Genomic DNA, 12,498 nt, shown 5'->3' with positions numbered 1-12,498 from the left:
CACCGCGTGATCATCGGTTGGTGTGGGGACAAACGAAGATCGTTCGGTGGCCGCGGGCCATGACGTGGATCCTGCCCTCTGGCGGAAGATGTTCGACCAGGTCATGGCCCGGATCGCGGGCCGCTTCGGTCGAGTTGAGCCGAGGGCGAGTGCCCGCGCCTATCTGCTCCGGCTCGGCGGCGGGTCTCGATCCGGGAGAACCTGGAGGCTGTCCGGCCGGGCCGCTTGTCGGTCGCTGCCTGCCGGCGGTCGGACCGTACCTGTGACCCACGGCCACCGCTTGATCATCTGAAGTCGGCACAACGGACGAGCGTGGTGTTCCTCATGTCGGCTCGTAAGGACAAGGGTTCGCTTTCGCTCGCCCGCTCGGACTTCCTCTTCGCTTGTGGCGTGATGATGGCCCATCGTGCCCCTGAGCTTGACCACCTCGGCTCAGCACCCCCGCGTCACCACGGCGCACCCGAGGCTGGGGACCGGCCATCGGTCACAGGCCGGGGCAGTCGGCTCCTCTCGTTGCAACTACCACTGCATGACAGCGGCTTCACGTCGCGCTGAAAGCCCGAGGCCAAGTGGTCGGCTCCGAAGGCCCCTGCGGGTTGATCACGCCATGCGCGCGGCGGAGGATTGCCGCGGCCGGTCGGTAGGCGGGCGTTCCCTGCCTCCCAGGGCTGTGCGGGCCGGTGCGGCGGCCCTCGAAGGCCCGGCCCGGGAGCGAGGGACCGGTGCCGACGGCCCGATGCTGAACCACCCCTGAATCGCATGACGCGTGACCGACAGAGGAGCACACTCGTGACAGAGGCGATGTCCTTCCTGCTCGAACGTCTCCACGGGGCCGGCCTGACCGACGTCGTCGCCGTCGAGCCGGCCACCGGAGGCCTCGCCGCGACCGCGGGGCTCGCACGCCGCGGCGACGGCACGACGGTGTTCGTCAAGGCGTTCGACGATCCGCCGTCGGACGACGCGTTCGCGGCGGAGGCCGAGGGACTCACCGTGCTGCGCGAGGCGGGCGGCGTCGCCACGCCCGGGACCGTCCTCGTGGACCGCGACCTGCTCGTCCTGTCCGTACTGCGGCCCCGGACGGACACCGAGGACTTCTGGGAACAGCTCGCGCACGCCCTCGCCCGCCTGCACACCACCACGCGGGCCTCCCGGTTCGGATGGCACCGGGACAACTGGCTGGGCCGCCGCCGGCAGGTCAACACCTGGGAGGACGACGGATTCGCGTTCTTCGCCCAGCACCGGCTGCTGCGCTGGCTCGGCGAGCGACGCGTCCAGGAGGCCCTCGACGCCGCGGACCGGGCGGCGCTGGAGCGTCTGTGCGACCGGCTGCCCGAACTGCTGCCGGTCAGGCCCCCGTGCCTGACGCACGGCGACCTGTGGGCGCAGAACGTCATGGCCACCCACGACGGGCGCCCCGCGCTGATCGACCCGGCCGTGTCGTACACCTGGGCCGAGGTCGACCTGGCCCATCTGTGGACGACGGCGCCGCCGCCCGAGGCGCACGTGTTCTTCGAGCGGTACGCCGAGCTCACCGGACTCGACCGCGACTGGCGCGCACGCATGCCGATCCTCCAGCTGCGCCAGCACCTGGCCGTGATCGCCCAGTTCGAGCCCGACTGGGGCGCCGCGGATCTCGTGCGCGCCACGCTCGCCCCGTTCCGCCGGCGGTCCTGAACGCAGCCGGGCTGACTGCCCGGAGCCGGAGCCGGAGCCGGAGCCGGAGCCGGAGCCGGAGCGACGGCGGCGGACAGGGCCTTCTGCGCCTCGTCGCGCCGCTTGCCGACGCCCGGAGGCTGTCGGGAGCCGGACGGCTGGAGAGCACCCCGAGAGACGTGCGTGGTGCGGGCCGGGGCGGCCTCAGGACGGTTCGAGTGCGGCCTCGCGGGCGGGTTCCGCGGACTCCGGGGGATCGGGGGCGTCGGCCGGGGCGGCGCCGCGCAGTGCTGCCTCGACCCGGCGGTTGCTCGTCATGGTCGCCGTGACGGCGGTCATGGTGAGGAGCAGGCCGGCGGCGGCGTAGAGCGGGGTGCGGATGTCGTACGCGGTGGCCAGCCAGCCGCCGAGGAAGGCGCCGAACGGGGCGGCGCACATGGCGAGCATGCGGGACGTGGAGGCGACCCTGCCCATCAGGTGGGCCGGGACGATCGTCTGCCGGAGGGAGGGGCCGAGCACCATCGTGGCGCCCATGCCCGCGCCGCAGACGGCGAGCGCGAGCCCGGCCGCGTAAGGGTTCGGGGCGGAGGCGAGTCCCAGGATGGCAAGCCCCTCGACCGCTGCCGTGCAGGTCAGCGCGGTGCCGGTGCCGAGTTTCCGGCCGAGGAAGGAGGCGATGCCCGCGCCGAGCAGGCCGCCGGTGGCCTCCGCGGTGAGCAGCAGGCCGAAGCCGAAGGTGTGGATGCCGAGACGGTCGTGCGCGAAGAGGGCGAGCACCGTCTCCACGGCGAGGAAGGCGACGTTGCCGACGGCCGGACGGAGAGCGAGCCCGAGCAGCAGACGGTCCCGGAAGACGTACGAGGCCCCGGCCCGCGCCTGCCGGAGCAGCGACTCGCGGGCCTCGGGCACGGGCAGGGGCGCGGCGGGCAGCGACCGTACGAGCAGGGCGGAGAGCGCGAACGACACCGCGTCGGCGAGCAGGGGGACCGCCCGTCCGAGCGCGAGCAGCGCACTGCCCAGGGGCGGCCCCGCGAAGCCGGACGTTGCGGTCTGGGCGCCGCGCAGGCGGGAGTTGGCGCGTTCCAGGAGTGCGGGGTCGCGGCCGAGGAGATCCGGCAGATAGGCCGTGGCGGCCGTGTCGAAGAAGAGTCCGCCGAGGCCGAGCAGGAAGGCGACGGCCGCGAGCAGCGGAATGCTCAGCACGTCGAGTGCGGCGGCTGTCGCCGGTATCGCCAGCAGCAACGCGCGCGCCGCGTCTGCCACCCACATCGTGCGCCGGCGGTCCCAGCGGTCCACCAGCGCACCGCCGAGCACTCCGAAGAGCAGCCACGGCAGGGTCCCGGCGGCCGTGACGACGGCGAGTGCCATCGGGTCCCGCGTCAGCATCAGGGCGAGCAGCGGCAGCGCGGCGTGCGTCACCCCGTCACCGAGCGACGACACCGTCTGCGCCGTCCACAGCCGGCCGAACCCGGACGGCAACTTCTTCTCGTCCACTCTCACTCGGATCCCTCCTCGACCTGCTCGGGCGGAGCCGGGCGGAACAGTGCGAAAACGAGTGACACGTCGGGCAGTGAGGGATCGGACAGCTTCTGGTACTCGTCCGCCAGGGCGCCCAGCCGCGCCCCCAGTTCCGTGAACTGTTCGTCGGTGAGCCGCAGATGCGCCATCCGCACATGCCGCTCGCTCTCCGCGGGTGCGGCTTCCAGGTCCGCCACCGCGTGCCGCATCAGCGGGTCGGGCTGCCCCGCCCCGGGGTCCGGCATCGCGATGGACTGCGCGGCCATCGCGTAGTACCGCTCGGTGACCCCCCGGACCTTGCGGGTCCGGACCACCTTCACGAGGCCGGCCCGTTCCAGTAGGCGCACGTGATAGCTGGAACTTCCCTTCGCGAGGCCGACCCGCGCGGCGATCTGCGTGATCGTCGCCGGCTCGAAGCGGAGCACGGCCATGATCCGGTGGCGCGTGAGATTGGAGACGGCGCGCAGCTGTTCGTCCGTGGTCACGTGAAACGTCTCGGAGGGGTCATCGGTAGGCATGCGCTCAATGGTCAACGTTTCTTGACCATTGGGCAAGGGGTTGGCGCGAGGTTGGGCCACATTGCTCCGCCCGGCGCGAAAGGCCCGCGGTGTCACGGGGCTTCGGGCCCGGGGTGGTGGATCGTCGAGCCCGGTGCGGTTGTGTCCGAAACTCGTATCCGGCAACGCTTGCTTAGAGTGCACTCAAGGGTTCTAGCGTGGAGGCATGACGGTGAGGGAGACTGAGATCACTTCGGCAGGGGTGGATGCCTGCGCATCGGCCCCCCGGCCCCACCCGCGGCCCGAGGGCCAGGACCGGTACACCATCAGTGAGGTGGCCGCCTTCACCGGGCTGAGCGCCCACACGCTGCGCTGGTACGAGCGGATCGGGCTGATGTCGCTCGTCGACCGGTCGCACACGGGGCAGCGACGCTTCACCAACGCCGACCTGGACTGGCTCGCCTTCGTCGGCAAGCTGCGGCTGACCGGAATGCCGGTCGCCGACATGGTCCGGTACGCGGAGCTGGTCCGCGAGGGCGACCACACCTTCGAGGAGCGCAAGGAACTGCTGGAGGCGACCCGCCGCGACGTGAGGACGCGGATCGCGGAGCTCCAGGACACCCTCGCCGTCCTCGACTACAAGATCGAGTTCTACGCAGGCGCCTGACAGGCGCCGGAAAGGCCCAGTGCCTGATGACTGACAACAAGATCGCCACCGCGGAGCTCGGCACCGGCGGCCCGCAGGTCGGTGTCCAGGGGCTCGGCTGCATGGGCATGAGCGAGTTCTACGGCGACACCGACGAGGCCGCCGCCCGCGAGACCCTGGAGACGGCCCTCGCCGCGGGCGTCACGCTCTTCGACACCGCCGATGTCTACGGCCTCGGCGCCAACGAGACGTTCATCGCCCCCTTCGTCGGCGCGCACCGGGACGAGATCACCCTCGCCACGAAGTTCGCCATCGAACGACGCGAGGACGACCAGCACTACCGGGGCGTGCGCAACGACCCCGCGTACATCCGGCAGGCCGTCGAGAACAGCCTGCGACGGCTGAACACCGACGTCATCGACCTCTACTACATGCACCGCCGGGACCCGGCCGTCCCGCTCGCCGAGTCCGTCGGCGCGATGGCCGAGCTGGTGGAGCAGGGCAAGGTCAAGCAGCTCGGGCTGAGCGAGGTGACCGGTGCGGAGCTGCGCGAGGCGCACGCCGTGCACCCGATCGCCGCCCTCCAGTCCGAGTGGTCGCTCTTCAGCCGGGACGTCGAGCGCAGCGCCGTACCCGCCGCCGTGGAGCTGGGCGTGACCCTCGTGCCGTACTCGCCGCTCGGCCGGGGCTTCCTGACCGGGGCGTTCGCGGACGCGGGCAAGGACCTCGCGAAGAACGACTTCCGGCAGTTCCAGCCTCGCTTCACCGGCGACAACGCGAAGACGAACGCCGCGCTGCTGGAGCCCGTCCACAAGATCGCCGCCGCGCACGGGGCCACCGCCGCCCAGGTGGCGCTCGCCTGGGTGCAGCAGCGGGCCCAGGTGCACGGGCTGGCCGTGGTGCCGATCCCCGGCACCCGTAAGAGCAGCCGGCTGCTGGAGAACGTCGGCGCGACCCGGCTCACGCTGTCGGCCGAGGAGCTGGCGCTGCTGGAGCCGATCGCCGGCCAGGTGGCGGGGGACCGCTACCCGGACATGAGCAACACGGCCACGGCCCGCGAGTAGCACGGTGCGCCCGTCCGGCGCGGCGACGGCCGCACCGGACGGGCGCGTGAGCGGGCAGCCGTCGGGCCCGGCGTTCGTGTCCTCACGCCAGCCCCAGCGCGAACACCGCGAACCCCGCCGCGAGCACCCCAGCCATCGCGCGGCGGGCGTTCGCGGCCCGGGTCCCCGCCTTCCACGGCGCCTCGAACCTCCGCGCGTACCGGGCGATCAGCACCAGCAGCCCCGCGAACACCGGCATCCAGGCCAGCCGGGCCAGGACCCAGCCGAGCGTGTCCGGGCCGGTCGTCAGCCCGGGCACCGCCCCCGCGAAGGACGCCGGGACCGCCGCCGCGAGCATCGCCGTCTGGTGCCAGCACAGGATCGTCATCGCCGAAAGGTTGACGACGACGACCGGCGCCCACACCAGCGGCCTGCGCAGCAGCCGGCCGATCCGGCCGTGCAGGAGAATCGCCGCACCGCTCTGTGCGGCGCCCAGCGCGAGGACCAGCAGCGACGGCGGATGCGAGTTGGTACGCGCCTCGCCCGGCACCCCGACCATCGACACCGGGTAGTGGAAGAGCAACAGCAGGGCGGCGAAGAGCACGACACCGCCGACGAGCAGCAACCGGGCGCCCCGCTTCCCGATCCGGCCCTCGGCCCAGGAGACACCGAGCTGGTACGCGAAGAGCCAGCCGGGAAGGATGTTGAGCATGCTCAGCCAGGAGGGCATGGCGTCACCGAGCGGCCCGTAACGCAGCAGGTCGACGACGGCGACCGCACCGAGCAACGGGGCCGCGGCCCAGCCGCCGAGCCTCTTCGCCATCCGGATACAGAACGGCGTCAGCGCGGTCACCACCGCGTACACGCCGACGAACCAGAGCGGCTGGATCACCAGCGTCGACCCGGTCCGCAGCGTGTCGCCGGGCACTCCGAGCGCGTGCAGCACCGGGATCATCACCGCCCACACGGCCGTCACCCCGAGCACCGGCCGGCCGAGACGGGCCATCCGCCCGCGCAGCCAGGCGCCCGTCGTCGACTTCCTCCGGCGGTAGGAGAGGACCGAGGCGTACCCGCCGACGAGGAAGAAGACGCCCAGCATCTGGAGCACCCAGCTGATCGGGGCGAGTGCGCCGAAGGCCGAGAGCGGACTGGCGTTGTGCAGGGCCCCGCCGCCGTCCAGCCGGAATCCGCCGAGCAGCCAGTGCCCGGTCGGGACGGCGAGCAGCGCCAGGGCGCGCAGACCGTCGAGCGCACGGTCGCGGTGGGTGGGGGTACGGGCCTCGATACGGGAGGCGAGGGCGTGCAGGCTCATCACAGCTCCCCGTCCGCGATCGCGGCGAAGGCCTGGAGGGACTCGGTGCCGGGGGCGAAGTATCCGGTGTGGCCATGGGCGTCACCGGCGGGCACCCGGCGGGCGCCGAACTCCGGGGAGGCCGGGTCGGCACCGTGGCCGAGCCCGGCGAACTCGACGTGGGGCACGTTGTCGATCCAGTCGTCGGGATCCTTGGCGGCCCACACCCGGGCTTCGGTGTGCAGATCGCCGACGTCGTCCGCGCGCATCCCGGGCGAGCCGAGGACGACCAGGTCGCCGGCGCGCAGCCGGGGCGCGGCGAGGCCGCAGACGACGGAGCCGTAGCTGTGGCAGAACACGGTGGGCTCGGGCACGCCGGTGGCGGCGAGCCCGTCCGTGAAACGGGTCAGGCGGTCCGCCCCGGCCTCGGCGAGCGAGCCGGTCGCGGCGTCCACGCCGACGCCGACGGGCGTGGTGTACCCGGCCCAGGCGATCACCGCACTGCCCGGACCGGTCTCGGCGTACAGCGACCTGGCCATGCCGGCCGGCGTCCCGTACACATCGCTCGTACGGTCGAAGGTCCCGGCGTCGATGTCCGAACCCGGCACGACGACCGAGACCCGGTCCGCCGTGGTCAGGTCCCCGAAGACCTCGGCGACCTGGCCGCGGCCACGCGGATCGAACGCGAGGATCCGGCGGTGCGGGTCCGCGGCCAGACTTGCGTACCGGGGATCGGGATCGGCCTTCAGGGCCAGGGCGTTGGCCCGGTAGCGGAGTCCGACCGGTGCGCCGTCGAGGTTTCCGACGACGAGCGGATGCCGTGCGACCAGGGACTGCCGGTCCCGCTCGCTCAACCCTGCGAAGAACCGCGCCACTTCGGCGGGCGTGTCCCGCGCCGGATCGGGCAGCTCCCGCCCCAGTACGTGATCCGACCGCCAGGCGGCGGTGCCGGGAGGCGGCCCCGTCAGTGCCTGCTGGGCGTTCCCCGACGCCCAGCCGGCGGTCCCTGACACGACGGTGGTCGCCAGGGCGACCGCGACCAAGGTCCTCGCATAGCGGCGCATCCGACCCTCCCTCTCCGGCTGTACCGGCTCCCGCACGCCGTTCGGCGCGTCGGAGAGGAAGGTAGGAAGAGGGTGGGTGAGGGGGCGTCACACCGGGGGGCCAAGTGCGGGGTGATACCGGAGTAGGGGGTGTACGGGGCGGCCCGGCGGGCTGCTTCGTACTCAGTCGCCGGGCGGGCCGATGGATGTGCTCAGCTGCCGGGCGGGCCGATGGATGTGCTCAGTCGCCGGGCGGGCCGAAAGACGTCCTCAACTGCCGGACGGGCCGGGTGTGCCCGGCACCACCAGCCCCGCCTCGTACGCGAAGATCACCGCCTGGGCGCGGTCGCGCAGGTCCAGCTTGGCCAGCACCCGGCCGATGTGGGTCTTCACGGTCTGCTCCGCAAGCACCAGATGCCCCGCGATCTCCTGGTTCGACAGCCCCCGCGCGATCAGCTCCAGCACCTCCGTCTCGCGCGGGGTCAGCCCGTTCAGCCGCAGCGCCGGCCCGCCGCGGGAGGCCCCGGACGGCCGCTGCCGGGCGAAGTCCGCGATCAGGCGCCGCGTCACGGACGGCGCCAGCAGCGCGTCCCCGGCCGCCACCACCCGGACCGCCGAGATCAGGTCCGCCGGCGGGGCGTCCTTCAACAGGAACCCGGACGCACCGGCGCGCAGCGCCTCGTACACGTAGTCGTCCACGTCGAAAGTGGTGAGCATCAGCACCTTCGGCACGTGCACCACGCCCACCGGCGGGTTCAACAGCTCACGGGCCGCCGCCAGGCCGTCCATCTCGGGCATCCGCACATCCATCAGGACCACGTCCGGATGGGTGTGGCGGCTGACGTCGACACCCTGGCGGCCGTCCGGCGCCTCACCGACCACGTCGATGTCGGACTGCGCCGCCAGCAGCGCCGCGAATCCTGCCCGCACCATGGCCTGGTCGTCGACGATGATCACACGGATGGTCACGAGTCCTCCGGAGTCGGGGGCGGGGCGGAAGAGGAAGCAGGCGCCGACGCGGGTGGCAGGGGGAGCCGTGCGGCCACCCGGAAGCCGCCGTCCGGAAGCGGCCCGGTGTCCAGAGTTCCACCGGTCAACCGTACGCGTTCGCGCATGCCGACCAGCCCGTGTCCCGTCCCCGTCGTCTCCACAGGAGTACGCGGGGCGAGCGACGAACCCGTCTGCGGCGGCGGGTCGTTGACGACCAGCACCGTCAGATGTTCACCGTCGGAGCTGACCGACACCCGGGTCCGGGCACCCGGCGCGTGCCGGACCACGTTCGCCAGGGCCTCCTGCACGATCCGGTACGCGGACAGGTCCACCGCCTGCGGTACGCCTTTCAGCCCGGCGGGCAGCGACAGCTCGGCCGGCAGCCCGGCCCGTACCGTTGCCTCCACCAGCTGCTGCACCCGGTCGAGCCCCGGCTGGGGCGCCCGCTCACCCTCCGTACCCTCGCTGCGCAGCACCACCAGCAGCCGCCGCATCTCCGTGAGGGACTCCCGCGCACTCGCGGCAATGGTGGCGAACTCCTCGCGTGCCTCGTCGGACAGCCCTTGCAGCCGGTACGGGGCGGAGTCGGCCTGGACCGTGATCACCGACATGTGGTGGGCGACCACGTCGTGCAGCTCGCGGGCGATCCTGGTCCGTTCCTCCAGCAGCGTCCGCTGCGCCCGCTCGGCCTCGCTGATCGTCTCCTGCTCGGCGAGCCGGCGCTGGGCGTCACCCCGTTCCCGTACCGTCGCGCCGACCACCAGCACCACGGCGCCGAGGATGACCATCAGGAGCGAGTTGTCGGTGCCGCGGTGCGCGGAGACCAGATACAGGACGAGACCCGCCGCCCCGGTCGCCAGCCAGACGCCGACCAGGGCCCGCCGCCGTTCGCGCAGACCCAGCGCCAGGAGCAGGAAGAGGTATCCGACGAGGCCGGGAGGGGTCCACGGCCAGGGATGGTCCTGCCCGCCGTCCTGCCCGATCAGCACGACCGCACCCAGGACCTGCGCCGGGAAGATGATCCACCAGGCCTGCAGCGGGCGGTGCGCCAGCATCAGGAGCGGCGCCGCCTGCGCGACGGCGAGCGCTGCCGCGACGCCACCGCTCAGTCCGTACTGGTGGCTCAGGACGTTGATCGTGACCGGGACGAAGATGGCGGCGAGCGCGAGGACGGCGGCGTACGGCAGCAGCCGCTGCCACTGCTTCGGCGCACCGGCCAGGAGCGGTGTCGGGGGGTGGGAGGGGTGGGACAGCGCGTGGCCGGTCTCGCGCAGATTGCGGCGGGCGGCGCTCAGCAGCCCGTCCGCCGGCGGGTGCGGGGGAGCGGGCGGCGGCGATGACGGCGGGGGCGGGGAGGAAGTGGGCATGGCCTGATCAGGGTAGGCAGCGAAGCCGCCCGCCGGCGTCATACCGGGGTTCCGATCCGCCGCCGCCGTTCTCGTACGGGGGTATGACCGCCGGTCCTCGCTACAGCTCGGCGAGCAGCTGGGCCTTCTTCGCGCTGAACTCGTCGTCCGTCACCAGACCCGCCTGATGCAGCTCGCCGAGATGGCGGATCCGCTCCGCGATGTCCGCCGGGTCCCGGTGTCCCGCGCTCGTCAATGCGGCCGCGACCGGCGTGGACTGCTTCCTGCGGACGGATTCCAGAACGGCCGCGGCGAAGGGCAGCGACTCGTGCACCGGTCCGTATCCGAGGCCGAAGATCACCGCGGCCGGGTCCTGATCGGCCCGGGTCGGACGCCCCGCCATCGGCTCGGCGCTGGGGGCGGCGCTCGTCAGCAGGCCGGCACCCGGGCCGGTGACCGCCGGGCCGGCGGCCGGAGCCACGGACGCCGGTCCCCGCGGCACGAGCCGCAGATAGCCCTCGAAGGCCTCGGGCGAACGCCACTCGACCCCGCTCAGCTCCGTGACCGGGAACGTCTGGTCGCCCGCCTTCCACTTCTCCGAGGAGGCACCCGTCCAGAACCACCGGAACGAGATCCGGTCGCCGTCGAAACTGGCCCTGCCGTCGTACGCCTTGAAGCGCATCGGCGCCTCGGGGGCCGCGACCAGGAACCGGTCGGCTGGTTCGTGCGCCTCGGGGCCCAGCCGGGCGCGCAGCTCGTCCGCGTAGTACTCGGCGAGCGTCTCCCGTTCGGCGGGGAGCACCAGGCGGTACGGATCGCAGCCGTCCTTGAGCTGCCCGGCCGCCGCCTCCAGCAGCGGATCGGCACCGGGTCTCGGGACCGCACGCAGCACCACCGTGCCCCGCTTGCCCGGGGTGAGCGTCACCGACGCCAGCGCCGCGTGCGGGACGCGGCGCTCGCGGAGGCTCTGGAAGAGCCTCGGCGTGCGGATACCCCGTTCGAAGCGGATGAGCACGGAGTCGGTGTCGAACTCCCAGGTGGCATGAATTCCGGCCAGCACATCACCCATGTGCCTCATCGTATGCGGCACTTGCCCGCTCGTCCCCCCTCGGAGGCCCTCACAATTCCTGGCCGGTCGCGGTTCTCTACGCGCGTCAGACCCGTGTGCACGGTTCTTTGTGCGCGTCAGGCCGGTGTGTGGCCGGAAATCTGTTCGTGGCAGCCGCTGTCGGACGGCGCGCAGGTAACGGACGCGTAGGCGCCCGCGCCGATCGCGGCGAAGTTGCCGAGGCTCTCGGTCCCCGGCTCGAAGTAGCCGCTGTGACCGACCGCGCCGCCCGCCGAAGCGATCCGCGCGCCGAAGTCCGGATCCACCGGGTCGGCCCCGTGGCCCAGGCCTCCGACCTCCAGGTTCGGCACGTCCTCGATCCAGTCGTCATGGTCCCGCATCGCCCAGACATTGGCCCGGGTGTGCAACTGGCCGGCGTTGTCGGCCCGCATGCCGGGGCTCCCCGCGACCGCGATGTCCGTCACCCGGCCGGGCAGTTCGTCCGCGGCGACGCCGCACAGGACGGAGCCGTAGCTGTGGCAGAACAGCGAGACGGGAGCGGCTCCCGGGAGCGACTTCACGAGTGCGCCGAGCCGGACGGCCCCGCGCTCGGCGAGGTTGCCCAGGGCAGCGTCCATGCCGATGCCGGCCGGTGCGGTGTAGTCGGCCCAGGCGATCACCGCGGTCCGCACGCCGGGATGCGCGGAGTGCTCGGCCGCGTACAGGGACTTGGCCATGCCGACGGGGGCGGCGTTCGTCTTGTCCCCGGTGCGCTCCAGCGTCAGCAGGTTCGTGTCGACGCCCGGAACGACCACCGAGACCCGCTCGGCCCGGTCCAGATCGCCGAACACCTCGGCGGCGTGGCCCCGGCCCGACGGGTCGAACGCGAGGAAGTGGCGGCCCTCGGCCAGCATCGACCGGAAGCGGTCCACCCGGTGCTGCGCGTCGGCGCGGCCGTCGGGGGAGAGCCTGGAGTCGTGCACCCGGGTCTGCTCGGCCGTGCGCGCCTGTTCCAGCGCCAGCCGGTTCGCCTGGTAGCGCAGGGTGACCGGGGCGCCGTTCAGATTCCCCACCACGAGGGGGTACTTGCGGGCCAGCCCGGCCTGCTGCGCGTCCGTGAGAGCGGCGAAGAAGTGCGCCAGCTTGTACGGAGGCGCATCCGCCGCGGGCAGCGCGCGCCCCGCTATCGACCCCTTGGCCCAGGAAGCGAGTGCGACGGTGCGTGGCGCGTCGGAGTGCTGATGACGCACGGCGGTCCAACCGGTGGTCGCCAGCATCACGAACACGACCGCGACGGCGAGAAGAGCGCGCCAGGCGGTGAGCGTGGGGGAGGAGTCGAAGGAAGTCACTTCGCCACACATTAGGAGACGCGCGTAAGGAGTCGTTAAGCGGGTGACGCACATCACCCGGGTGTGGGGAATGA

11 protein-coding genes are annotated in these 12,498 nt (G+C 72.6%); 3 read left to right on the top strand and 8 right to left on the bottom strand.

Features of this window, described 5'->3' with window-relative positions; genetic code table 11:
- Positions 1 to 789 precede the first annotated feature (789 nt).
- On the top strand, positions 790 to 1,674 hold the full coding sequence (locus tag OG446_RS10385; RefSeq protein WP_328893752.1) for a fructosamine kinase family protein: 885 nt from the start codon (positions 790 to 792) through the stop codon (positions 1,672 to 1,674).
- Between the two features lie 183 nt (positions 1,675 to 1,857).
- Here the strand turns inward: OG446_RS10385 and OG446_RS10380 are convergent, their stop codons facing one another.
- Positions 1,858 to 3,132, bottom strand: a complete 1,275-nt coding sequence (locus tag OG446_RS10380) for an MFS transporter (protein ID WP_328898263.1) — start codon at positions 3,130 to 3,132, stop codon at positions 1,858 to 1,860.
- 17 nt (positions 3,133 to 3,149) lie between these two features.
- Positions 3,150 to 3,689 (bottom strand): ArsR/SmtB family transcription factor, encoded by a 540-nt coding sequence (locus OG446_RS10375; protein WP_328893751.1) that lies wholly within the window; start codon positions 3,687 to 3,689, stop codon positions 3,150 to 3,152.
- 205 nt (positions 3,690 to 3,894) lie between these two features.
- On the opposite strand from OG446_RS10375, the gene OG446_RS10370 reads away from it, so the two are divergent.
- Together OG446_RS10370 and OG446_RS10365 are read left to right on the top strand one after the other, a co-directional pair.
- Positions 3,895 to 4,335 (top strand): MerR family transcriptional regulator, encoded by a 441-nt coding sequence (locus OG446_RS10370; protein ID WP_328893750.1) that lies wholly within the window; start codon positions 3,895 to 3,897, stop codon positions 4,333 to 4,335.
- A gap of 26 nt (positions 4,336 to 4,361) precedes the next feature.
- On the top strand, positions 4,362 to 5,378 hold the full coding sequence (locus tag OG446_RS10365; RefSeq protein ID WP_328893749.1) for an aldo/keto reductase: 1,017 nt from the start codon (positions 4,362 to 4,364) through the stop codon (positions 5,376 to 5,378).
- A gap of 82 nt (positions 5,379 to 5,460) precedes the next feature.
- Here OG446_RS10365 and OG446_RS10360 read toward each other — a convergent pair whose 3' ends face one another.
- From OG446_RS10360 to OG446_RS10335, 6 genes are all read right to left on the bottom strand, one after another.
- Positions 5,461 to 6,669: an acyltransferase family protein gene (locus OG446_RS10360; RefSeq protein WP_328893748.1), complete on the bottom strand. Its 1,209-nt coding sequence runs from the start codon at positions 6,667 to 6,669 to the stop codon at positions 5,461 to 5,463.
- Positions 6,669 to 7,712 carry an alpha/beta hydrolase gene (locus OG446_RS10355; protein ID WP_328893747.1) on the bottom strand — a complete coding sequence of 348 codons (1,044 nt, stop codon included), beginning with the start codon at positions 7,710 to 7,712 and terminating at the stop codon, positions 6,669 to 6,671. The genes OG446_RS10360 and OG446_RS10355 overlap by 1 nt, the downstream gene beginning before the upstream one ends.
- 249 nt (positions 7,713 to 7,961) lie before the next feature.
- Positions 7,962 to 8,660, bottom strand: a complete 699-nt coding sequence (locus OG446_RS10350) for a response regulator transcription factor (RefSeq protein WP_328893746.1) — start codon at positions 8,658 to 8,660, stop codon at positions 7,962 to 7,964.
- Entirely contained in the window at positions 8,657 to 10,048 is a 1,392-nt protein-coding gene (locus OG446_RS10345) for a sensor histidine kinase (protein ID WP_328893745.1), read from the bottom strand. Before OG446_RS10345 ends, OG446_RS10350 begins: the two co-directional genes overlap by 4 nt.
- Before the next feature lie 100 nt (positions 10,049 to 10,148).
- On the bottom strand, positions 10,149 to 11,096 hold the full coding sequence (locus OG446_RS10340) for a DUF4429 domain-containing protein (protein WP_328893744.1): 948 nt from the start codon (positions 11,094 to 11,096) through the stop codon (positions 10,149 to 10,151).
- Positions 11,097 to 11,212: 116 nt separating this feature from the next.
- On the bottom strand, positions 11,213 to 12,424 hold the full coding sequence (locus OG446_RS10335; protein WP_328893743.1) for an alpha/beta hydrolase: 1,212 nt from the start codon (positions 12,422 to 12,424) through the stop codon (positions 11,213 to 11,215).
- Positions 12,425 to 12,498 lie beyond the last annotated feature (74 nt).

It is taken from the genome of Streptomyces sp. NBC_00236, assembly GCF_036195045.1.
Taxonomy (GTDB): Bacteria; Actinomycetota; Actinomycetes; order Streptomycetales; family Streptomycetaceae; genus Streptomyces.
Note: the sequence above shows the minus strand (reverse complement) of the source record. Positions and strands in the feature narration are given on the sequence as shown.